This window comes from Phycisphaeraceae bacterium, assembly GCA_019636675.1.
Lineage (GTDB): Bacteria > Planctomycetota > Phycisphaerae > Phycisphaerales > UBA1924 > JAHBXC01.
In genome coordinates this window covers 1494768-1518162 of the sequence record JAHBXC010000001.1, presented here as the reverse complement: position 1 = coordinate 1518162, position 23395 = coordinate 1494768, and the positions used below count along the sequence as shown (strand labels likewise).

The window sequence follows — 23395 nt, the reverse complement described above, 5'->3', positions numbered from 1 at the left end:
GGAGCGCGCCGAGAGTGCGCGCCGGGGTCAAGATGAGGGCGCTTTCACCCGCAACTCACCCGTAGTTGACCCCTTCGTTCGATGATGTCGATAGGAAGGGTTCTCGACTTCGTTCCGTCACCTCCCGGCCACGCTTACCCGGTCACTTTGCTCATGGTCCTCCTCACGCTCGTCACGCTCCTCGCCGCGGTCCTTTCAGGCCTGGTGGTCTTTGTGCCGGGCCTGCGGATCGGGGGGGTGCTTGTCGACGTGGTGTTTCTCGGGTGCGTCAGCGCCTTTCTGATCTGTCTGACGCTGCTCATCCGGCGGATGATCCGCGCCAGCATGGCCGCCCACCTCGCGCGATTCGAGGAGGAGCAGATCCGCGCCGCCCGCGCGGGTCTGGAAGAGGACGGGGGGGATGGGGACCGAGTGCGTACGGGTCACCCCGGCGCCTCGGGCCCGACGGATCACGCCCCGGGGCGTCACGGCTCCGTCATCCCTGGAACCAGTTTCGAGCCCAGGCACGCCGCGATTCACCAGAGTCGCGACATCCGTCATCCGGGGTGAAACGAAAGCGCTCGGCGCTCGTAGACTCTGGACATCGCCGCCGATTCCCGCGCCGTCCAGAGCGGGATCGGGCGTCCACGGCGACCAGCCCCTCCCGCGGCGCGTCCAGCCGCGGCGCCACCCCGTTACGGGAGATCACCCATGCACACTCGTTCACTCGCCGCGATCGCGGCCCTGTCCGCGTCGTCGTCGCTCGCCGCGGCGGGAGGCCTCACCCACACCGGCGACATCCTGCTCAGCGTCGATGAAGGCCGGATCGTCACCAGCGCGTTCGTCTCGGGCGCCTTCCAGCCCCAGCGAGTCTTCGACGCGAAGTTCGGGCTCGTCGTCCCCAATCTCACGAACGACCCCGGCTTCGACTGCCTGCCCGGGACCTTCCCGGTCGGCACCGCCGTTGGTTTCCGCATCCTCGATCAGGTGCGGCGCTGGAACGGGACCGACTTCTCCACGCTCTCGCCCTTCCCCATCGAGATCTCCTTCGCGACGCTGTCCCCGGTTTCGAGCCCGGCGACGCCCGACACCACCGTGCAGGGCTTCACCGTCGGCGTCTCGAGCACCGGCGTGTGGCACCGCCACCTGGTCTACGCGCTCGATTTCGCGGCCACCAACGGCGTGTATCTCCTCAAACTCGAGCTCTTCAATACTTCCCCGGCGATCGCGGACTCCGAGCCGTTCTGGATGGTCTTCGATCAGAACGCGACGCTGCAGGACTTCACCGCCGCCGTCGCGTGGGCGCAGGCGAACCTCGGCGTCGACGCGCCGGCCTGCCCGGGCGACGCCAACGGCGACGGCGTGGTGAACTTCTCCGACCTCAACGCCGTGCTCAGCGCGTTCGGCCAGAGCGGCGCCGGCATCCCCGGCGACGTGAACGGCGACGGGGTGGTGAACTTCTCCGATCTCAACGAGACGCTGTCGAACTTCGGCGTCGACTGCAACTGAGAGATCCGAAGGAAGATCGAGTGTGATCAGCCGCCGCGGACAACCGCGGCGTTTTCACGCGCCCGCGTAGGTCGCTCCCACCCGCTCGCACAGCAGTTTCGCGGTGATCTGGCTGGAGAGGAAGATGACCGGCAGGCCCGAGCCCGGGTGCGTGCCGCCCCCGACCATCCAGACGCCCTCGACGCCCTGCAGCTCGTGGTGGGGGCGTTTGTGCAGCATCTGGCCCAGGTTGTGCGCCAGGTTGAAGGTTGCGCCGAAATTGATGTGGTGCCCTCGCCAGTCGTCGGGGGTGATGCGCTGCTCGCAGACGACGCGTTCGCGGATGCGCTCGATCCCCATCTCGCGCTCCATCGCGTGCATGGCGCGCTCGCGCACGATCGCGTCGGCCTGCTTCCAGTCGATGCCCGCTTTGGCGTTGGGCGTGGGCACGAGCACATAGAGCGCGCTGCACCCGCTCGGCGCGAGGGTGGGATCGGTCGCGCTGGGGTTGCAGACATAGGTCGAGGGGTCCTCGGTCAGGCGCCCGCGCTCGGTGATGTCCTTCAGGTTGCCCTCGTAGTCGCGCGAGACATAGATCGTGTGGTGGGGCAGCTCGACCTCGCCGTCGACCCCAAGATAGAGCATGTACGTCGAGCAGGAGTACTTTTTCGCGTCGAGATTCGCGTCGGAATCCTGCGAGCGCCGCACGCTCTCGGGGATGAGGTTCTTCATCGCCCAGGTCGCGTCGGCGTTGACGACGACATGCTCGTGCGCGTGGGTCTGCCCGTCGACCACGACGCCCGTCGCGCGCCTGCCTCTGAAGGCGATCTTCTCGACGGGCGCGCCGGTGCGGATCTCGACGCCCATCTCGCGGCAGACCTCGGCCATCGCGTGCATGAGCGCGTTGCACCCTCCCTTGGGGTGCCAGATGCCGTACTCGTACTCGATGAAGGGCAGGATGCTGAACAGACTCGGACACTCATAGGGGCTCATGCCCAGGTACTTGCTCTGGAAGGTGAGGGAGATCTTCACGAGCGGGTCGTCGAAGTACTTCCCGAGCAGCGAGTTCACCGAGCGGTGGGGCTCCAGGATCGGCGCGCACTTCATCGCGTCGAGCGAGATCAGGTCCAGCACGCTCTTGATGGGCCTGCGCAGCAGGGGGGTCATCGCGTCGAGTTTTTTGCGGTTGTCGCGGATGAACCGCTGGAACTCGGCGCCGGCGCCCTTCTCGATCGTCTCGAGCTGCGCGCTCATGCGGTCGAGGTCCTGCGTGGTCTCGACGATCAGCGAGTCCTTCCCCTCGCGCCCGAGCACCAGCCGGTACATCGGATCGAGGCGAGAGAGGTCGGCGTAGTCGTACAGCGATCGCCCGGTCGCGCTGAAGATCTCTTCGAGCACATAAGGCATGAGAAAGAAGGTCGGTCCGCGGTCGAAGTGGAAGGCGCGGTTCTGCCCGTCGCGCAGCGTGACGCGGCTGGTCCGCCCGCCCACGCGGTCCATCGCTTCGTACACCGTGACCTTCACGCCGCTGGCGGCCAGCAGCATGGCGACGGCGAGCCCGCCCGGCCCGGCGCCGATCACCGCGACGTCGCTCTTCGCGCCGCCGGAGGGCGACGAGACCGGTCGTCGGGCGGTGCTGACGGGCTGGGCGATCGTGGTCACGCGCGACTCCTGGTGGTTCTCTGGCGGCGGCGGCCGCGGGACCCGAACGTTCGGCGAATGCGTCGGGGCGGATTCGGCGGGCGAGATCGTCCGAACGCATCCGGCGCGCAGGCCCGATCGACTAGACTACCGAGTCAACGCCGAACCCGCGCGTGTCATCGATGACCGACCATGTGATCCATCCCGGCGACCGCGCCGACAGCCCCCAGGAAGGGCCGGAGCACTGGCCGGTGCGCGAGCGGGTGCGATGGCTCCGATCGTTCCGGGCAGGCGTGGCCGCCCGGCGCGACGAGCTGATCGATCTCTGTGTCCAGGAAGTGCACAAAACCCCCTGGGAGGCGCTGACGGCCGACATACTGCCCCTGCTGAGCGCGATCCGCTGGCACGAGCGCCGCGCCGCTCGCACGCTCCGCGACAGGCGTCTGCCCGGCTCGCCTTGGTGGATGCTGGGTCAGTCCCATCGCGTCGCGTGTGAGCCCCTGGGCACGGTTGGCGTCATCGCGACCTGGAACTATCCGGTGCAGCTGCTGGGGATCCAGCTCACGCAGGCGCTCGTCGCCGGAAACCGCGTCGTCGTCAAGCCCAGCGAGCGGTCGCCTCGCACACAGGGTGTGCTGCTCGCGATCGCGCGCGACGCCGGGCTGCCCGAGGGGCGTCTGCGCTGGGTGGACGCGACGCGCGAGGCGGGCGCGGCCATGCTGCGCGAGTGCCGCTTCGATCACGTCGTGTTCACCGGCTCCACCAGCGTCGGGCGCGAGATCGCGCGCTGGGGCGCCGAGACCCTCACCCCCACGACCCTCGAGCTCTCCGGGCGGGACAGCGCGTTCGTGCTCGCAGACGCCGACCCTCGGCTGGCGGCCCGCACGATCTGGCACGCCGCGACGACCAACGCCGGCCAGACCTGCATGGCGCCGCGTCGCGCGCTGATCGACCGGCGGGTGTACGGCGTGTTTCTCGAAGCGATGGCGCCGCTGGCGTCGGGCGCTCGCGCCCGACGGCTGATCGACGAGCAGGCGGCGCGGCGCGTGTTCGATCTGGCGCGCGACGCGACCCGCGCCGGCGGGCGTCCCCTGTCGGGCGTGCTCGAGCCGCCCCGTGGGGGGGTGTTCGTCCCTGTCGCGATCGCCGACTGCCCGGAGCACGCCGCGCTCGTCGCGGGCGATCACTTCGGGCCGGCGATCGCGCTGGTGCCTGTCGAGGACACGGAGCACGCGCTGCGCGTCCACGCGCGCTGCGAGCAGCACCTCGCGACGAGCGTCTTCACACAGGACCGCGCCGGGGCACGGGCCCTGGCCCGCCGTCTCGGGTCGACGACCGTGACCCACAACGACTGCGTGATCCCCACGGGCCACCCGGCGTCCTCGATCTCGGGGCGGGGCGCGTCGGGCTGGGGCGAGTCTCGCGGCGAGTCGGGGCTGCTGGCGCTGACGCGCCCGGTGCATCTGTCGAGGACGCCCCGGGTGCGTCCGGGGCTCGACGAGCCCCCCCCGGGACAGCGCCGCCAGTTCGACGCCGTGCTCTCGCGCCTCTACGGGCCCAGGCGCGCGCCGGGCGGACCGCCCGGGCAAACAGGCGCGGCCGCATCCGGAGACGCGCCTGCGTCGATCACCACGCCCGCGCCGGGCGCCGGTCCGAACGCAACCCGACCGGTCCCTGCCGATGCGCGCGTCTGATACCCTCCACCAGACACGCCCCTTCCTGACACGAGAACGCTGACGCATGACCGCACACACCAACGCATCCACCTCGCCGCACGTCGTCGTGGTCGGAGCCGGCCTCGCCGGGCTGTCCTCGGCGGTCGAGCTGACCACCATGGGCTGCCGGGTGACGCTGATCGACCAGAACGCCCACGCCGGCGGGAAGATGAACGTCCTGCGCGAGGAGGGCTTCGCGTTCGACATGGGCCCGACGATCATCACGCTGCCGAACGTGCTGCGCGGGATCATCACCCGATCCGGGCGTCGCGTCGAGGACTACATCGACCTCATCGACCTCGACCCGCAGTGGCGATGTTTCTACGAGGACGGGACGGTCATCAACCTTTGGAAGGACGAGAAGCGCCTCGCCGCCGAGCTCGACCGCATGTTCCCGACGACCAAGCCGGGCGCCGGGTACCTCCGGTTCGTCGAGTTCGCGAGGAAGATGTACCGCCTGTCCGACCGCGTTTTCTTCTACCGCGATGTCGGCTCTGTCGGCGATGTGATGAAGGCGGTCCCGCCCACGGACCTGGGGCTGCTCCGCGATGTCATGCAGATGCGCATGCACTCGACGGTCGGCGGCACGGCGCACTCGTGGATCCCCGACAGCCACGTGCGCCAGCTCTGCGAGCACTTCCTGCAGTATGTCGGCTCCTCGCCCTTCCTCGCGCCGGCGATCCTCTCGCTGATCGCGGCGGCGCAGGTGGACCACGGGTGCTGGTACCCGATGGGCGGCACGCGCGAGGTCGCTCGCTCGCTGGAGCGCATCGCCCAGGAAGAGGGCGTGGATTTCGTGCTCGGGCATCGCGTGGTTGAGATCCGGCGCGAGGGCGCCCGCGCGACGGGGGTTCGTCTCGACGACGGGCGCGAGATCGCGTGCGACGCCGTGGTCTCCAACTGCGATGTGCAGCGGACCTGTCTGGACCTGCTGGGCGGGCGAGCGGGCAAGGCCGACGCGCTGGGTCGCCAGCGCGACATCGCGAAGAAGTACACCCCGGCCTGCGCGGGCGTCGTGCTCTACCTGGGGCTCAAGCGCCAGTACGAGCACCTCGCGCACCACAACTTCCTGTTCAGCGCCGACAGCCACGCCGAGTTCGACGACATTTACAAGAAGGGCGAGCCGGCGCGCGACCCGACGCTCTACATCGCGGCGCCCTCACGCACCGACAAGGGACAGGCGCCCGAGGGCGGCGAGGCGCTGTACGTCCTCATCCACACCCCGTACCTGCGCGACAGGCACCGCTGGACGAGCGGCGCCGGGCGCGACCCGGGCGGCTTCGGCGCCGGCGACCTGCTCACCGGCTACCGGCGCGTCGTGATCGACAAGCTCAAGCGGTTCGGGATGGAAGACATCGAGGAGCACATCGTCGTCGAGCGAGCCCTGACGCCGCGCGGCATCGAGAAGCTCTACAACGCCGAGGGCGGCGCGATCTACGGGCTCGCCTCGCACGGCAAGCTGCACGGCGGGTTCAAGCCCAACAACCGCTCGCGGGTGCTCGACAACCTGTACTTCGCGGGCGGCAGCGCGAACCCCGGGCCCGGCGTGCCGATGGTGCTGATGTCGGGCGTGACCGCCGCGCGCGTGCTCGGCGAGGACTTCCGCCTCGAGCTGCCTCCCGTTGATTCCCTGATGCGCCCCGATCTCGCCGGGGTGGGGGCCTAAGAAACGACCCATGGCGAACCGAGACGACGCGATCGAGTTCCTTCCCAGCCGCTTCTCGCCCCGCGTGACGAAGGGGTTCTCCATCGTCACGCGCCGGATGTTCCGCAAGCAGTTCGCGGCGATCCGCATGGTCAAGGGCTCGCGTGAGCTGATCGAGTCGCTCGACCGGCGGCTCGGCCCGGCGATCATCGCGGTCAACCACTCCTCGTGGTGGGATCCGCTCGTGTGCGTGCTGCTGGCGTCGACGCTGACGACCTCTCGCACGCACGCGGCGCCGATGGACATCGAGCAGCTGCGCCGCTTCCGGTTCATGCGCAAGCTCGGCATCTTCGGGGTTTCTCCCGACGACCCTCGTTCGCTGCCCCGCATGACGCGCCACGTGCTGCAGCGTTTCAGCACCGAGGACCGATGCACGCTGTGGATCACGCCCCAGGGCGAGTTCCGCGACGTGCGCGACGAGATCGCGCTGCGCCCGGGCGTGGGCGCGATCGCGGCGCGGGCCAGCGCCGAGCGAGAGATCCCGGTGCTGTCGCTCGCGATCGAGTACGGCTTCTGGGAGGACAAGCGCCCCGAGGCGTTCCTGCGCGTGCAGCGCGTCCGTGCTCCCGATCTGGGGGATGACGCCCGACGCACGCGGCTGGTTGAGGCGTGGACCGAGGCGATCACCGAGGCGATGCGTGAGAACCAGTGCCGGCTCGCGCAGATCGTGATGGAGCGCGACGCGCGACCATTCGACATCCTGATCGGGGGCCACTCCGGCACGCATCACCCGCTGTATGACCTGTGGCTGCGTCTGCGCCGCAAGCAGGGCCCCGTCGTCGCGCGGCGCTCGCGACGAGAGCGCGAGTTGGACGGGCCGGGGCTGCACCGCCCGACGACGACGCCCGGGGACGCCCTGTGAGCGCGCTGGCCTGGACGATGGCGGGCGCGTGCGTGCTCGCCCTCATCCCGCTGCTCGTCTGCCTGCGCAACCTCTCGCTCTACCGACCCGCGATCCGCGGGCCCGAGGCCGACCCCGGCGACGCGCTGCTGAGCGTCTGCATCCCGGCGCGCAACGAGTCGCGCAACATCGCGGCGTGCGTCCGGTCCGCGCTGGCAAACAAGGGATGCGCGGTCGAGGTGCTTGTCTACGACGACCACAGCGACGACGGCACCGGCGAGATCGTGGCCCGACTGATCGACGAGGACCCGCGCGTCCGGCTCGTGCCGACGGTCGCCCTGCCCGAGGGCTGGAACGGCAAGCAGTTCGCGTGCGACCAGATGGCGCGCGCGTCCCTGGGCGACTGGCTGCTCTTCACCGACGCCGACGTGCGCTTCGCGCCCGACTGCTTCGCGCGCTCCCTCGCGACCGCGATCGGCGTCGACTGCGCGCTGCTCTCCACGATCCCGCGCCAGGAGACCGGCACGATCGGCGAGAAGATCATCATCCCGCTCATCCACTTCCTGCTGCTCTCCTACCTCCCCATGAAGCGGATGCGCACGACGCTCGACCCGGCGTCGTCGGCGGCGGTGGGGCAGTTTCTGCTCGCGAGGGCCGACGCGTACCGCGATTCCGGCGGGCACGCGTCGTTCCGCGACACGATGCACGACGGCGTGAAGATGCCCCGCGCCTTCCGGCGCGCCGGGCATCGCACCGACCTGTTCGACGGCACCGATGTCGTTTCCTGCCGCATGTACGACTCCTTCCCGCGCGTCTGGCGCGGGTTCACGAAGAACGCGTACGAGGGGCTCGGCTCGGTCGCGCTGCTGCTGTTCATCACCGTCATGCACCTGGTCGGGCACGTGCTCCCGGCGATCGTCGTGCTCTGGACCGCCGCGGCCCCGAACGCGTATCGCCCGTCGCGCGCCGCGGCGGGTCTGGCGGCGCTAGCGGTTCTTATCGCGATCACCCAGCGCGTCGTCCTGTCGCTGCGGTTCCGTCAGTCGCTGGTGGGCGCGTTTCTCCACCCGCTGGGCGTGCTGCTGATGACAATGATCCAGTGGCAGAGCTTCGCCGAGCACCTGCTGGGCGTTCGCGCGTGGCGCGGGCGCGGCGCGCCGGCCAAGACCGCCGCGAGCGCGGGATGACGCGCAGCGAACCGATCGACGTCCAGCCAGGCGAGAGCCCGCGCCGCCCTCGCGTCGCGGTCACCGGCGCGACGGGGTACATCGGCGGTCGGCTCGCACCGGCGCTGCTGCGCGAGGGCTACCCCGTCCGCTGCGTCGTGCGTTCGGCGCGCAAGCTGACCGATCGGCCCTGGATCGATCACCCGCTCCTCGAGATCACGCAGTGCGACCTCGGTGCGCCGACCGAGGACCTGGCGCGAGCGCTCGCCGGGTGCGAGGCCGCGTTCTATCTCGTGCATTCCATGGTCGTCGCCGGGGATCAGTACGCCGAGGAGGACATGCGCCTCGCGCGCGGGTTCGCCGAAGCGGCGCGCGTCGCGGGCGTGCAACGCATCATCTACCTCGGAGGCCTGGGCGAGATGGGCGACCGCCTCAGCGCCCACCTCGCGTCGCGTCGCGACGTGGAATCCGCCCTGCGCGAGGGGGGCGTGCCCGTCACCACGCTGCGCGCCGCGATGATCATCGGGTCCGGGTCGGCGGCGTTCGAGATCCTGCGCTACATCGTCGAGCGCCTGCCCGTCATGGTCACGCCCCGCTGGGTCAGCACCCGCTGCCAGCCCATCGCGGTGCGCAACGCGCTCGAATATCTCGTGCGTTGCGTCTCGACCCCAGAGACCGAGGGCAGAACGCTCGAGATCGGCGGGTCTGAGGTCGTGACCTACGCGCACCTGATGAAGCAGATGGCGCAGGCGCGCGGCCTGCCGCGACGATGGGTGATCCCGGTCCCGCTCCTCACGCCCCGCCTGTCGTCGCTGTGGATCCACCTCGTGACGCCGGTGAGCGCGCGCCTGGCGCGCCCGCTGGCCGAGGGCCTGCGCAACGAGGTCGTGGTGCGCGACGACGAGGCGGCGCGACTCATGCCCCAGCGGCTGCTCGGGGTGCGCGAGTCCATCGATGCCGCCCTCGGCAAGGTCAGCAGCAACCAGGTCGAGACCGCCTGGACCGACGCGGGCGTGATGCCCGGCGATCCCGACTGGGCCGGCGGCACGGTCTTCGTGGATGAGCGCTCCATCGAGGTCGACGCGCCCCCGAGCGCCGTGTTCCGCGCCGTCACGCGCATCGGGGGCGAGAACGGGTGGTACGCGGCCGACTGGCTGTGGCGCGTCCGGGGCGTGATGGACCGGCTCGTCGGCGGGCCGGGCCTCCGGCGCGGGCGACGACACCCCGAGACGCTCGCGTACGGCGATGCGCTCGACTTCTGGCGCGTCATCGGCGTCGAGCGCGACCGATCGCTGGACCTGCGCGCCGAGATGCGACTCCCCGGCGTCGCGAAACTGTCCTTTACGATCGAGCCGCGCGACGGCGCGCGCGACGGGTGCCGGCTCGTCCAGACCGCCCGGTTCCGCCCCAAAGGTCTCCTGGGGATCGCGTACTGGTATTGCGTGCTTCCCCTGCACGGGGTTGTTTTCCGCGGCATGCTGCGGGGTTTCAAGCGGGCAGCCGAGTCGTCGCCGGGTTCTGGCGGCGCGTGACATCCGGAGGGCCGGGGTCGGCGAAGCCATCGCGACAGCACCCCGGGTCTGGAGACGCCTGCATGCGATCGATCCTTCTCAGTCTTGCCGCGATATCGGTCCTTCTTCCCGGTTGCGGCGGCCCTCCGAACAGCGAGGGCCCGCTCGCGCTCGCGGTTCGTCAGGACGCGCCGGGCGCCCGGGCGTGGTTGACCGAGCCCTGCGAGAGCAACCCGGTGATCCGCGTCTACGAGCCGGCCGACATGAGCCCGCTCGAGCGCGTGGGCGACGCGTGGGTCAGCGGCGTCTCTCGCATCCCGACGAAACTGCCCGTCGGCTATCCGCCCCCCACGCCGATCGGCGCGATCGAGCTGAAGTGGTATCCGACAGTGCGCCGTGCCGCGGTCGACTGGCAGGGCCCTGCGGACATGGGCTCGAACTTCGCGTTCTGGCCGCTGTTCAGGCACATCGATCGCAAAGGCATCGCGATGACTTCGCCGGTGGAGATCGACTACAAGGACGTTGAGAGCGCCGAGGAGCGTCCGAGCGAGTGGCGCATGGCGTTCCTGTACGAGAAGTTCAGCGACGGGCCCGAGGGCGAGTTCGGTCGCGTGAAGGTCGAGGACCAGCCCCCGGTGGTGGTGCTGTCGGCCGGTGTGCGCGGGCCGTACCGAGTGACGAACGACCAGCAGGCGCTCGAGGCGCTGGAGGCATGGCTGGCGGAGCACCCGGAGTGGGAGCGTGCCGGCCCGCCGCGCGTGCTGCGATACAACGGGCCCGAGATGCCGGCGCCGCGCAAGTGGAGCGAGGTGCAGATCCCGGTGCGACTCGTCAGCGAGACCACGGATCAGGGCGCGTGAGCGATGCGGCGGTGGGCATCGCGCTCTCCGTGCACGCCTTCGCGACGCTCGCGATGACGGGCCTGATCTGGTTCGTGCAGGTCGTGCATTACCCGCTGTTTCAGCGGGTTGGTGAGGAGAGCTTCGTCGCGTACGAGAGCGAGCACACCCGCCGCACGACGCTGATCGTCGCGCCGCTGATGCTCGCGGAGTTGTCGACGGCGACGGTCCTGCTCGTCGCGTCGTGCGCCGAAGACTCGGTCAGGCAATCGCTGGCGACGACAGGGATCGCGCTGCTGATCGCGGCGTGGGCGAGCACCTTCTTCGTGCAGGTGCCGTTGCACCAGCGGCTGATCGAGCGCTACGAGATGCGTGACGCGCGCCGGCTCGTCGCGACGAATTGGGTGAGGACCATCGCGTGGACGGCGCGCGGCGTCGTGGCGTTGCTGATGCTCTCGGGGGCCGCGAGCGCATGAGCGCGGCCAAAGCGCAGGGCGCATTCACGAAGGTGATCGGCGCAGCCGCTCCTACGAGCGCGGAGCGCCTGCTCGTGCTGTTCGGGGATCAACTCGACGAAAGGTCGCCCGCGCTGACGGAACTGAACCCGGATCGCGACGCGGTGCTCATGGTGGAGGTGCGCGACGAGTCGACGCATGTCCCCAGCCACCGGCAGCGGACCGTGCTCTTTCTAGCGGCGATGCGCCACTTCGCGCTGACCCTCGTCGAGCGGGGGATGCGCGTCCGGTATGTCGCGATCGACGATCCCGAGAACACGCACTCGTTCGACGGCGAGGTCCGGCGCGCGGTGAAGGCGCTGGGCGTGAAGAAACTGATCGTCCAGCGCCCGGGCGAGCACCGCGTGATGGCCATGGCCGCGGCGTGGAAGAAGTCGCTCGTCGAGACCGAGATCGTCGAGGATCAGCACTTCCTGTGCTCGCCGAAGCGGTTCCGCGAATGGGCGGACGGGAAGAAGTCGCTGGTGATGGAGATGTTCTACCGGAGCGAGCGGAAACGCCTGGGCGTGCTGATGGACGACGACGCTAAGCCGGTCGGCGGCTCGTGGAACTTCGACAAGGAGAACCGGCGTTCGTTCAAGAAGGCGCCCAGCGCACCGGCGGTGCATCGCGCGAAGCCCGACGCGATCACGAAGGAGGTCATCGCGACGGTCGAGCGCGAGATGCCCGACCTTCCCGGGCGATTGTCGTCGTTCGGGTGGGGCGTGACGCGCGACGAGGCGAAGCGGTCGCTCGGGGATTTCGTCGAGCACCGGCTGCGCTTCTTCGGGGATCATCAGGACGCGATGTGGACGGGCGAGCCGTTCCTGTACCACTCGCTGCTGTCCCCGTATGTCAATCTGCACCTGCTCTCGCCGATGGAGATGGTCGAGCCGGCGCTGGAGGCGCTGGACGAGGGGCGTGCGCCCATCAACGCTGTCGAGGGGTTCGTGCGCCAGATCATCGGCTGGCGTGAGTTCATCCGGGGCGTGTACTGGCTGGAGGGGCCGGGCTACGGGGAGCGCAACTCGCTCGGGCAGCACGGCAGACTGCCGGAGTTCTACTGGACGGGCGAAACCGAGATGCGCTGCGTGCGCGAGAGCGTCGGGCAGGTGCTCGAGCACGGGTACGGGCACCACATCCAGCGATTGATGGTCACGGGCAACTTCGCGCTGATCAGCGGCGTGCACCCGCGCGCGATCAGCGACTGGTATCTGGGCATGTATGTCGACGCGATCGACTGGGTGACGCTGCCCAACACGCTGGGCATGGCGATGCACGCAGATGGTGGCGTGGTGGGCACCAAGCCCTACGCGGCGAGCGGGAAGTACATCCAGAAGATGTCGAACTACTGCAAGGGCTGCCGCTACGACCCCGACAAACGGACGGGCGAGGGCGCGTGCCCGTTCAACACTTTCTATTGGGAGTTCCTCGTGCGGAACGAGAAGATGTTTGGCGCCAACCGGCGCATGTCGCTTATCCTGAGCCACGTGAAGAAGATGACCAGGCAGGAGAAGGTCGAACTCACGGTCAGCGCCGGGAAACTGCGCGAGGGGTTCGGGATCGGCGATGTGTCGAAGGGGACGGCGTGATGCGCGCGTTGATGTGGTTCAGGACGGATCTGCGCCTGCGCGACAACCCCGCGCTGCACTCGGCGGCGAGGGACGCGACGAGGGGCGTGGTGGCGCTGTTCGTGCTGTCGCCCAAGGACTGGGAGCGCCACGATGACGCGCCTGCGAAGATCGATTTCGTGCTGCGGAACCTTCGGGAACTGTCGAAGGAACTGGAAGGGCGCAACATCGCGCTTCGCGTCGAGAGGGCGGGGCACTTCACGGATGTGCCGGGGATCGTCCGGCGCGTCGCGGAAGAGCACGGCTGCGACGCGCTGTTTCTGAACCGCGAGTACGAGGTGAACGAGCGCGAGCGCGACGAGCGGACGCAGCGACTGTTCGAGGACGCCGGTCTGGCGGTGCGCGCGTTTGACGGGCAGGTGGGCATCGCGCCGGGCGAGGTGCTGACGAAGCAGGACGCGTTCTACACGGTGTTCACGCCCTTCAAGCGCCGGTGGATCGAGCGGTTCGAGGAGATGGGCTGCCCGGAGCCGCTGCCGCTGGTGAAGAAACAGGCGGTGCTGGTCGGCGAGCCTGGCGAGGTTCCGGGGCGTGTGAAGGGGTGGGAGTCGCCGATCGATCCCTCGCTGTGGCCGGCCGGCGAGGCGCACGCGAAGCGCCGGCTCGACGCGTTCCTCGAGTCGCGCATCGCGGACTACAAGGACCATCGCGACATCCCGGGCGTCAACGGCACGAGCGCGATGTCGCCTTACCTCACCAGCGGTGTAGTGTCGGCGCGACAGTTGATCCACGCGGCGCGCGAGGCGAACGGTGGGAAACTCGCAGGGGGCAGCGATGGCGCGTCGACCTGGATCAGCGAACTGATCTGGCGCGAGTTTTACAAGCACATGCTCATCGGCTTCCCGCGCGTGTGCAAGCACCGGCCGCTGCAACTCGAGACCGAGCGCGTCCGGTGGAAGGACAATCCGGAGCATCTGAAGGCGTGGCAGGAGGGGCGCACGGGCTACCCGATCGTCGACGCGGCGATGCGACAACTCCGCGAGACGGGGTGGATGCACAACCGGCTGCGCATGATCGCGGCCATGTTCCTCACGAAAGACCTGTTCCTCGACTGGCGCCTGGGCGAGCGGTGGTTCATGCGCAACCTCGTCGACGGCGACCTGTCGAGCAACAACGGCGGGTGGCAGTGGTCGGCGAGCGTCGGCGCCGACGCGCAGCCCTATTTCCGCGTGTTCAACCCGACGACGCAGGGCGAGAAGTTCGACGCGAAGGGCGAGTTCGTGGGGAAGTATGTCGAGGAACTGCGTGGGGTCGATCCGCGCGAGATCCACGACCCGTCCCCGATCACGCGCGCGGCGTGCGGCTATCCCGGGCCGATCGTCGATCACAAAGAGGCGCGCGTGCACGCGATCGAGGCGTTCAAGAAGATCAAGAAGGGCTGAACGGCACTCATCAGTTCGCGGCGCGGACTTCGAGCACGCGGTCGTCGCCCACGGCGAAGACGCGGTCGCCCCGCCTTGGCGTGATGGGGTGTCCCCCGGTGAAGGAGCCGAACGAGGGGAGCACGGCCATCGACTGTGTGAAGTGGAAGCAGGGCGTTCGCATGGACTGGCGCCCGGCGCCGTAGAGGCGGACGCAGGGGTGGATGTGGCCCGCGAGGGTGTGCGCGTCGTGCACGGGTTCGTCGTCGGGCTCGTGGACGAGCCGGAATGGGCCGAGTTGGTGGGGGCCGCTGACGCACTCGATGTTCCAGTCGTGCGGCGGGTCGCCCGCGGCGCGGTCGTGGTTGCCTCGGACGAGGAGGATCTCGAGCGAGGCGTGCGTGGCGCGCCACGACGCGACGGCGTCGAGCGTGGGCGCGTCGAGGCCGCGTTTGTGGTGGAGCAGATCGCCGAGGATCACGAGGCGCGTCGCGCCGGTGCGTGCGATGGCGTCGTCGAGTCGCGCGAGGTCAGCGCGGGTCGTGCCCAGCGGGATGGGGATGCCGGCGTCGCGGAAGGTGGCGGTCTTGCCCAGGTGCGCGTCGGCGAGGAAGAGCGTGCGCTCGCGTGCCCAGAAGATGGCGCGATGGGGGAGGAGGGTCAGATCCTCGGACGCGAACGGCGCAGACGCTGTCCCTGCGAGGGGCTCGAAGACTTGTGCGTGTGGCTTGACGAGAGGCCCTTGGGTCGCGGGGCGCCGCTCTCGATCGGGACTGGTTTGGCCTTCGTCGTGCGTGTCGCGCTGGGCGTCGCTTCCTCTTCGAGGTAGATCGCCATCCGCTGGACGCGGTCGCTCCAGCGCTCGGTCGTCAGTTCGCTCTGCAGTCGGTCGGCCCATAGGGGGAACGCGAAGGGGGAGAGGCGGTCGAGTTCGACGCGCAGGATGCGCGAGTTGGCGAGGCGTTCGAGGGTGTCGCGGATGCGCCGGATCTCGAGTTGTCGGTCGAGGACTTCGCGGCGCGACTGGTCGAGGAGCAGGTTCGTGGGATCGTAGTCGTGGAAGACATCGAACAGCAGTTCGGAGGACGCCTGCAACTGGCGGGCGGACTTGCCTGCGCCGGGGAAGCCGACGATGAGCAGCCCGGCGACGCGCGCGATCTCGCGGAACTGGCGCCGGGCGAGTTCGCTGGCGTTGAGACTGGCGAGCATGTCGTCGAGGAGGTCGTCGGTGGTCAGGAGCGCGCGCCAGGCGGGCTCGTCGAGGTCGATGGGGTCGGGGGTGAGGAGTTCGAAGCCGTAGTCGTTGACGGTCATGGTGACCGAGCGGGGCGTGTCCTTCGCGAGCCGGTACGCGAGCAGGGCGGCGAGGCCCTCGTGGGCCAGACGACCGGCGAAGGGGTAGAGGAAGTAGTGGTGCCCGTCGCGGCTGGTGGCGCGCTCGATCAGCAGTTCGTCGCGCGTCGGGATCGCCGACCACGACGCCTGCACGCCCAGCAGGGGCTGGGCGGCGGCCATCTCGGGGCAGTCGGCGTCGCGCCAGCGGTCGAGGCGCGCCTGGATCGCGGCGGAGAGTTGCGTGGACAGCGGGAGTTTGCCCCCGCCCCAGCGGGGCACGAGGGTGGACTTCTTCGTCGCGCGCTTCACGAAGCAGGTCATGTCGCGCAGGCGCACGAACTCGAGGTGCTTGCCGGCGAAGAGGAATACATCGCCCCGGCGCAGGCGCGCGGCGAACGACTCTTCGACTGTTCCGAGCGAGGGGCCCGACATGTACTGCACGCGGACGGAGGCGTCGGAGGTGATGGTGCCCACTCCGAGCCGGTGGTGGCGCGCGATGCGATCGCTGGCGACGCGGTGGAAGCCGTCGGTCTCGACGACCTTGCGGTACTGCTCGTAGGCGTAGAGGGTGGCGCCGCCGCGGACGACGAAGTCGAGGCACCATGACCACTCGTCGTCGGTGAGGTTCGCGAACGCGCGGGTCGTGCGGACCTCGGCGCGCAGGTCGTCGGCGCGGAAGCCCTCTCCGAGCGCGACGGTGACGAGGTGCTGGACGAGCACATCGAGCGGGCGGTCGATGGGGGCGCGGGCCTCGACGGCGCGGGCGTTCACGGCGTCGCGCGCCGAGGCGAACTCGACGAGTTCGATCGCGTGCGTGGGCACGCACAGGACGCGGCTGACCTCGCCCGGGCGGTGGCCCGAGCGCCCGGCTCGCTGCATGAGGCGCGCGATGCCCTTGGGCGAACCGACCTGGATCACCTGATCGACGGGCGAGAAGTCGACGCCCAGGTCGAGCGAGGAGGTGGCGACGACGCAACGAAGTTCGCCCGCGTGGATGCGGCGCTCGACCTCGGTGCGCGTGTCGCGCTCGAGGGAGCCGTGGTGGAGCGCGATGTCGTCGGCCCACTCGGGGCGCGTGGTCTGGAGCGCCTTGTGCCAGAGTTCGGCCTGCGAGCGCGTGTTGGTGAACAGCAGCGTGGTCTGCGCGCGCTCGAGCGCGTCGAGGACCTTGTGCACGAGTTTCACGCCCAGGTGTCCGGCCCACGGGAAGCGGGTGATGTCGTCGGGGAGGATCGTCTCGATCTCGACGGGCTTGGGGATGTCGGCGTGCACGATGCGGCCAGACGCGGCCGGTCCGAGCAGCGTGGTCATCGCCTCGTCGAGGTTGTTGAGCGTCGCGGAGAGCCCCCACACACGAAGGTCGGGGCGGAAGGCGCGCAGGCGCGCGAGGGCGAGTTCGGTCTGCACGCCGCGCTTGGTGGAGAGGAGTTCGTGCCACTCGTCGACGACGACGGCGCGCAGGCTCCGGAAGAGCCGGCGCGCGTCGGGGTAGGTGAGCAGCAGCGAGAGCGACTCGGGCGTGGTGACGAGGGCCGTGGGCAGTTCCTTGCGCTGGCGCGCCTTCACGGATGAGGAAGTGTCGCCGGTGCGCAGTTCGACCGTCCAGCGCGAGAGCCCGAGCGCATCAGCGCCCACGGCGAGCGCGTGGGCGGTGTCGGTAGCGAGGGCGCGGAGGGGCGTGAGCCAGAGCAGCTCGATGGGCGGGGCTTTGTCCCCTGGCCTGGCGTCGTGCTCGCGCGCTGCAGCGTCGAGCATCGGGCCCAGCACGGCGGCGTAGGTTTTACCGACGCCTGTGGGGGCGTGGATCAGCCCCGATTCCCCGGCGAGGTACGCGCGCCACACATCTTCCTGGAAGGGGAAGGGCGTCCAGTCGCGGCGGGCGAAGAAGTCGCGCGCGGGTTGCAGCGGGTCGCGTGCGATCATCGCGGCGACCCCCTGCGCAGTTCGGCGTCGAGGATCGCGCGCAGCGTGGCGATCGTGTCGGCGTCGTCTGCTTTCTTGTCGGTGCGCCAGTTCGCCATGCGCGGGAAGCGCAGCGCGAGGCCGGACTTGTGGCGGTCGCTCTCCTGCACGCCCTCGAAGGCGAGTTCGAAGACGAGTTCGGGCGTGACGACGCGCACCGGGCCGTGGCGCCCGATCGTGTGGCGCGAGACCCACGAATCGACCTTCGCGATCTCGTCGTCGGTGAGCCCGGAGTAGGCCTTGGCGATTGGGACGAGTTCACCCTTTCCGGGCGCGTCTCCCGACCACAGGGCGAAGGTGTAGTCGGTGAAGAGGGAGGCGCGCCTGCCGCTGCCGCGCTGGGCGTTGACCATGACGGCGTCGATGGTGAAGGGGTCGATCTTCCACTTCCACCAGTCGCCTCGGGTTCGTCCGGCGCGGTAGGGGCTGCCGCGCCGTTTGAGCATGATGCCCTCGACGCGCCGCTCGCGCGAGGTGGCGCGCAGCGACGCGAGCGCTTCCCAGTCCGGCGCGTCGCCCGTGGTGATCAGCGGCGAGAGGCGGATGGGCGCGTGCGTCGGGTGGATGAGCGACTCGAGGAGTTCTCGCCGGTGCTCGATGGGGCGTTCGCGCAGGTCGGCGCCGTCGTGTTCGAGCAGGTCGTAGGCGAGGAACGCGACGGGGACATCGGGGAAGAGGGAATGCTCGACGCGTTTGCGGTTGAGCCGGCGCTGGAGGAGCGTGAAGGGCAGGGGCATGCCGTCTTCCCACGCGAGGAGTTCGCCGTCGAGGGCGAGGCCTCGCGGCAGGTCGCGGGCGGCGTCGGCGAGTTCGGGGTAGGCGTCGGTGACGAGTTCGTCGCCGCGGGACCAGAGGGCGACGCCGGCGTCGCGGGTGAGGAGTTGCGCGCGGATGCCGTCCCACTTCCATTCGGCGATCCAGTCGGTTCGCGCGCCGAGCAGTGCGGAGAGCGTCTTGTCGACGAGGGCTGGCGTCGGGTCTTCGAGGGGCGAGGCGAGGAAGAAGGGGTAGGGTCGCGCGAGGTCGTGGGCGGCGTTGTCGCCCGGTGGCGCGAGGAGTCGCGCGATGGTCTCGGGCGTCGGGTCCCACGCGCCCGAGGCGCGATGGGTGAGGAGTTGTTCGTCGACGCCGGTCGCGGCGGCGAGGCCCTTGATCGCGAGTTTCGCGCTCGCGCCCACGCGGAAGGAGGTCGAGAGGAGTTTGTTGAGGACGAGGCGCTCGGGCGTGGAGAGGGGCGCCCAGAGCGCGGCGATGGTCGCGGCGCGCGAGGCGTCGTCCATCGAGACCATCGCGCGCAGGCGCTCCATCACCTCGTGCAGCGCCAGATCGCATTGTCGGTGCGCGAGGTCGGGGGGCGGCGTCCACCCTTCCAGCAGCAGCGCGACGGTCTCGCCCAGGTCGCCCACGGCGTCGTGGCACTCGCGCACCAGCCAATCGGGGGTCTGGGAGAGTTCGGCCGCGAGCGCGCGGATCTGCGTTGAGGTGATGGCGCGCTTGACGCGCCTGCCGGTGAGCAGCGCGAGCGTCCACGCGGCGTCGTCGTGCGTGGACTCGTGCGCGAGCGTATCGCGGAAGTAGCGTTCCAGCGCAGACACCTTCTCGCCGGTGCGCGTGGTGCGGTCGAGTTCGTCGAAGAGAAGGGCGAAGCGTTTCACGCGTCGACCCCGGCTTCCTCGGTGGAGTTGTCCGACGCGTCGTCGGTCTCGCCGGTGTAGCGCGTGGGGACGACGAAGGCGTGGAGGCCTTGTTCGGTGAGATAGCGTGCGAGGGGTCGCGTGGCGCCGTGGGTGACGCCGATGGAGGTTGCGCCGGTCTCGCGGATGGCGCTGAGGAGTCCGGGCCAGTCGCAGTGGTCGGAGAGGACGAAGCCGCGATCGAGGGAGCGTCGGCGTCGCGTGCCGCGGATGCGCATCCAGCCGGAGGCCATGGCGAGTGAGACGGGCCCGAACTTTCGGAGCCAGCGCGCGTCGTTGGCGGAGGGCGGCGCGACGACGAGCGCGCGTCCCTTGTGGAGTTTGGCGTGTTCGGCGTTGGCGCTGAGCAGCGGCGGGAGCGCGACGCCGGCGTCGCGGTAGGGCGCCTCGAAGCGCGCGAGGGCGCCGTGGATGAGGATGGGGCCGATGGAGGGATCGACGCCGGCGAGGAGGCGTTGTGCTTTGCCGAGGGCGTAGGCGAAGAGCACGGCGGTGCGCCCGTCGCGCTGGCACTCGCGCCACCACGCGTTGATCTCGTCGAAGACCTCGCGCTGCGATGGCCAGCGGTAGATGGGCAGGCCGAAGGTGGATTCGGTGATGAAGGTGTCGCAGCGCACCGGCTCGAAGGCGTCGCAGGTGGGATCGGGGTCGGTCTTGTAGTCGCCCGAGACGACGGTGACGCGCCCCTTGTGTTCGAGGCGCACCTGCGCGCTGCCAAGGATGTGGCCTGCGGGGTAGAGGGAGACGCGGACGGAGTTGATGGTGGTGGGGGTGTTCCAGTCGAGGGTGTCGATGATGAGGTCAGAAGAGAAGACCCTCCCCCTGCCCCCTCCCACGAGTGGGAGGGGGGAGATGCGTTCGCGCAGGACGCGCAGGCCGCGGGTGGAGCAGAGGTAGCGTGCGCAGCCGGGCGTGGCGTGGTCGGAGTGGGCGTGGGTGACGATGGCGCGCTCGACGGGCTTCCAGGGGTCGATGTGGAAGTCGCCCTCCGGGCAATAGAGCCCGTGCTCGGTGGGCGTGACGAGCGACGAAGGGGTCATCGTGGGATTGTTCGCGTGCCGGAGAAGAGATTCACCGCGGAGGGCGCGGAGGTCGCGGAGGGGGAGGGAGCGATGGGGTGGGGGTTGGGAGCCGGGATCGTGTTCGGACCTCTCGTGGCACGGCTGCGCCGTACCACGCCACCCGTTTATCCCTTGTTTTTTCCTGCTCCCCGCTCCCTACTCCCTGCTCCCTATCCAATGGCTTCCGCGCAGAGCCGGCCCGAGAGCATCGCGCCGTTGATGGACGAGGTGGCGCGATGGTCGCCGATCGCGTGGAGGCCCGGGGCGACGCGGCTGGCGCGCACGTGGGGGTCGATCGCCGGGGGGATGAGCGCCGGCTGGGCGTGCTCGATGCGGTAGGTGCGAAGGCGGCGCCACCCCGAGACATCGCTGCCGAACCAGTTCGTCAGCTGCGTGCGCACTGCGGCTTCGAGCGCGTCGTCGCTGTCGCTGGGGTTGCCGATCACGCTCGCGGAGATGAGGTGCGCGCCGGCGGGGGCGTAGTGCTTCGACACCATCGAGGGGACGCACAGGTTGTTCACAGGACCCTCGGCTTCGCCGTTGAGGACGAGCGCGGGTTCGTCGATGGGGGAGCGCTCGGCGGCGAAGTACACGCAGGTCACGCTGTTGCTCTCGACGGGCGGGAGCGCTTCGCCCAGGAGGCGGCGCGCCTCGGGGCCCTCGGTCGCGACGATGACCTCTCGCGCGCGCAGGATCTCGGCGGTGTCGAGGGTGACGGCGCCGTTGTCGATGGACACGACGCGCGCGTTGAGGCGCAGCGAGCCGGGCTCGAGTTTCGACGCGAGTTGCGCCGGGATCTGGCCCATGCCCTTCGCCGGGATCGACGCGTCGCCCTCAGCGAACATGCGCATCACGAAGCGGAACATGCGGCTGCTCTTGCGCAGGTCGCGATCGTGGAAAACGCCCCCGAAGAACGGTCGGAAGAACCTCTCGATGACCTTCTCGGAGAAGCCGTGCTCCTTGAGGTAGTCGATGGTCTCGACCTCGGGCTCGTCGAAGAGGCGATCGAGCGGGCCGGACTTCAGTTTGAGGATGAGTTCCGCGATCCTGACCTTGTCGGAGAGCGTCGCGACCGGGGAGAAGATGGACTCGACGAGGTCGGAGGGCCTGCGAAGCGGGTCGGCGAGGCGCCGGAGTTTCCCGTCGGCGCGCACGAGGGCGCCGGGGTAGAAAGGTTTGAGGTCGAGGGCGGCGTAGTCGAGGTGTCGGCGTGCCTCGGGGTAGGCGGTGAGGAGGACCTGGAAACCCCGGTCGAGGAGGAAGCCGTCGACTTCATCGGTGCGCACTCGCCCGCCCGGCGCGTCGGACGCGTCGAGGATGATCACGCCGACGCCTCGGGCCTGGAGTTCGAGGGCGCAGACGAGCCCGGCGAGGCCGGCGCCGACGATGATGGCGTCGTGGATGTCTGTGGAGGGGGTGAGCACGGGAGGTTCCTGGGTCGTGGGTGGGCGGAAAGCGTAGCGGATCGCGCTGGGTCGGGCGCCGGGGGCCGGGGGCCGGGGCGGGTTGGCTCTCGGGGGCGCGCCCCGAGAAACCCTCAGCGCGAGGGCCGGAAAGGCCGATATCCAGTGGTGACCATGACGAACGCGTCCGAGAACAGCGTGAGGGTGTCGTCGCCGGCGGCGGAGGAGCTGGTCGTGGCGGCGGATCGGGCGACGCTCGACCGGATCGAGCACATGCTCTCGGGGACGGGCGCGTCGTGGCGTCGTCGCGCGAAGCGCCGGGGCGCGACCGGGGGATCGATCGACCCTTCGTTGCTGATCGGGCGCGAGCCGAGACCGTTCGACGATGCCGCTCGCGCGCGCGCCGAAGCGGCGCTGACAGGCAAGCGGGTGCTGATCACCGGGGCAGGGGGCAGCATCGGCAGCGAGCTGGCCCGGCGCGTCGCGACGCTGAACCCGTCGGAACTGATCCTTATAGAGAGGTCGGAGAACGCGCTCTTCGAGATCGACCGGGAGATCCGGGACCGCTTCCCGGGCGTGAAGCGCCGCGCGATGCTCCACGATGTCGTCGACGCCGACGCGACGATGGCCTGGCTGCTCGACATCCGGCCCCAGACCGTCTTCCACGCCGCGGCACACAAGCACGTGCCGATCATGGAGGACCACCCGGCCCACGCCGTCAACAACAATGTGTTCGGGACCGCGTCGATCGCCGACGCTTCCCGGGCGTGCCACGCCGAGCGGTTCGTGATGATCTCGACCGACAAGGCGGTGAACCCCAGCTCGGTGATGGGCGCGACCAAGCGCTTCGCCGAGTTGTACGTGCGTTCGCTGAATCAGCCCGCGAAGCGGGGCGGCCTGATGGCGCGCCGGGGGGCGTCGTCGCCCACGCGGTTCAGCACCGTCCGCTTCGGGAATGTGCTCGGGTCGGCCGGGTCGGTGATCCCGGTGTGGGAGAAGCAACTCGCCGAGGGCGGGCCGGTGACGGTCACGCACCCGGAGATGACGCGCTTTTTCATGACCATCCCCGAGGCGGCGTCGCTGGTCATCCAGGCCGGCACGCTCAGTCTCGAGGAGGCGGCGGGCGCCGATGTGTTCGTCCTCGATATGGGCGAGCCCCTGCGCATCGTCGAGCTGGCTGAGCGCCTGGTGCGCCTGCACGGGCACACGCCTTTGCTCGCCGAGCGGGGGCGCGACATCACCGACCGGGGCGGGGCCGGGGTGATGCCCATCGTGTTCACGGGCATCCGGCCGGGCGAAAAGATCCACGAGGAGCTGGCCCACGCGAGCGAGGAGCTGCGTCCGACCCCCGCCGCCGGCGTGCAGGCATGGGCGTCTCCGCCCGACGAGGCCGAGGCCAGGCGTGTGCGCACGATGATCGAACAGCTCGAGGACATCCGGCACGACACCAGCCGGGACCGGGTGCTGAGCGTGGTGCGGCGCCTGTGCCCGACCGTTGGCGATGCCGAACAAAGACCGATCCAAAGCACCGAAGAATCCCGCTCCGCGGCTTGACCTTGGTATGAAGAG

18 protein-coding genes are annotated in these 23395 nt (G+C 69.8%); 12 read left to right on the top strand and 6 right to left on the bottom strand.

The features are described from left to right. The first annotated feature begins 153 nt into the window (after positions 1–153). Complete coding sequence (locus KF684_06530) at positions 154–549, top strand: hypothetical protein (protein MBX3352574.1); 396 nt, start codon at positions 154–156, stop codon at positions 547–549. A gap of 141 nt (positions 550–690) precedes the next feature. Beyond that, positions 691–1488: a hypothetical protein gene (locus tag KF684_06525; protein MBX3352573.1), complete on the top strand. Its 798-nt coding sequence runs from the start codon at positions 691–693 to the stop codon at positions 1486–1488. A gap of 54 nt (positions 1489–1542) precedes the next feature. Here the strand turns inward: KF684_06525 and crtI (KF684_06520) are convergent, their stop codons facing one another. After that, complete coding sequence (gene crtI / locus KF684_06520) at positions 1543–3240, bottom strand: phytoene desaturase (GenBank protein ID MBX3352572.1); 1698 nt, start codon at positions 3238–3240, stop codon at positions 1543–1545. Positions 3241–3290: 50 nt separating this feature from the next. Between crtI (KF684_06520) and KF684_06515 the strand changes: the two genes are divergently transcribed. The 9 genes from KF684_06515 (at position 3291) to phrB (ending at position 14392) form a co-directional block, all read left to right on the top strand. Next, the gene (locus tag KF684_06515; GenBank protein ID MBX3352571.1) at positions 3291–4802 is read left to right on the top strand and encodes an aldehyde dehydrogenase family protein; all 1512 of its coding nucleotides are present in this window, start codon (positions 3291–3293) and stop codon (positions 4800–4802) included. Positions 4803–4848: 46 nt separating this feature from the next. Continuing rightward, a complete protein-coding gene (gene crtI / locus KF684_06510; GenBank protein MBX3352570.1) occupies positions 4849–6489 on the top strand; it encodes a phytoene desaturase in 1641 nt (546 codons plus the stop codon). A 10-nt stretch (positions 6490–6499) separates the two neighbouring features. Further along, complete coding sequence (locus KF684_06505) at positions 6500–7390, top strand: lysophospholipid acyltransferase family protein (protein MBX3352569.1); 891 nt, start codon at positions 6500–6502, stop codon at positions 7388–7390. Next, positions 7387–8556: a glycosyltransferase gene (locus KF684_06500; protein ID MBX3352568.1), complete on the top strand. Its 1170-nt coding sequence runs from the start codon at positions 7387–7389 to the stop codon at positions 8554–8556. The genes KF684_06505 and KF684_06500 overlap by 4 nt, the downstream gene beginning before the upstream one ends. Beyond that, positions 8553–10067, top strand: a complete 1515-nt coding sequence (locus tag KF684_06495) for an SDR family oxidoreductase (GenBank protein ID MBX3352567.1) — start codon at positions 8553–8555, stop codon at positions 10065–10067. The genes KF684_06500 and KF684_06495 overlap by 4 nt, the downstream gene beginning before the upstream one ends. 62 nt (positions 10068–10129) lie before the next feature. After that, positions 10130–10906 (top strand): heme-binding protein, encoded by a 777-nt coding sequence (locus tag KF684_06490; GenBank protein MBX3352566.1) that lies wholly within the window; start codon positions 10130–10132, stop codon positions 10904–10906. Then, entirely contained in the window at positions 10903–11361 is a 459-nt protein-coding gene (locus tag KF684_06485; protein ID MBX3352565.1) for a hypothetical protein, read from the top strand. The genes KF684_06490 and KF684_06485 overlap by 4 nt, the downstream gene beginning before the upstream one ends. After that, positions 11358–12971, top strand: a complete 1614-nt coding sequence (locus tag KF684_06480) for a cryptochrome/photolyase family protein (protein ID MBX3352564.1) — start codon at positions 11358–11360, stop codon at positions 12969–12971. The genes KF684_06485 and KF684_06480 overlap by 4 nt, the downstream gene beginning before the upstream one ends. Next, entirely contained in the window at positions 12971–14392 is a 1422-nt protein-coding gene (gene phrB, locus KF684_06475) for a deoxyribodipyrimidine photo-lyase (protein ID MBX3352563.1), read from the top strand. Before KF684_06480 ends, phrB begins: the two co-directional genes overlap by 1 nt. Positions 14393–14402: 10 nt before the next feature. Here the strand turns inward: phrB and KF684_06470 are convergent, their stop codons facing one another. The 5 genes from KF684_06470 to KF684_06450 all read right to left on the bottom strand — a co-directional run bounded on the left by KF684_06470 (position 14403) and on the right by KF684_06450 (position 21847). After that, on the bottom strand, positions 14403–14852 hold the full coding sequence (locus KF684_06470; GenBank protein MBX3352562.1) for a hypothetical protein: 450 nt from the start codon (positions 14850–14852) through the stop codon (positions 14403–14405). 179 nt (positions 14853–15031) lie between these two features. Continuing rightward, positions 15032–17629, bottom strand: a complete 2598-nt coding sequence (locus KF684_06465; protein MBX3352561.1) for a ligase-associated DNA damage response DEXH box helicase — start codon at positions 17627–17629, stop codon at positions 15032–15034. Beyond that, positions 17626–19323 (bottom strand): ATP-dependent DNA ligase, encoded by a 1698-nt coding sequence (locus tag KF684_06460; protein MBX3352560.1) that lies wholly within the window; start codon positions 19321–19323, stop codon positions 17626–17628. The genes KF684_06465 and KF684_06460 overlap by 4 nt, the downstream gene beginning before the upstream one ends. Continuing rightward, positions 19320–20402, bottom strand: coding sequence for a ligase-associated DNA damage response exonuclease (locus KF684_06455; protein MBX3352559.1), 1083 nt, complete (start codon positions 20400–20402; stop codon positions 19320–19322). Before KF684_06455 ends, KF684_06460 begins: the two co-directional genes overlap by 4 nt. A 191-nt stretch (positions 20403–20593) precedes the next feature. Next, complete coding sequence (locus KF684_06450; GenBank protein ID MBX3352558.1) at positions 20594–21847, bottom strand: FAD-dependent oxidoreductase; 1254 nt, start codon at positions 21845–21847, stop codon at positions 20594–20596. A 153-nt stretch (positions 21848–22000) separates the two neighbouring features. Between KF684_06450 and KF684_06445 the strand changes: the two genes are divergently transcribed. Then, complete coding sequence (locus KF684_06445) at positions 22001–23380, top strand: polysaccharide biosynthesis protein (GenBank protein MBX3352557.1); 1380 nt, start codon at positions 22001–22003, stop codon at positions 23378–23380. Positions 23381–23395: the final 15 nt, after the last annotated feature.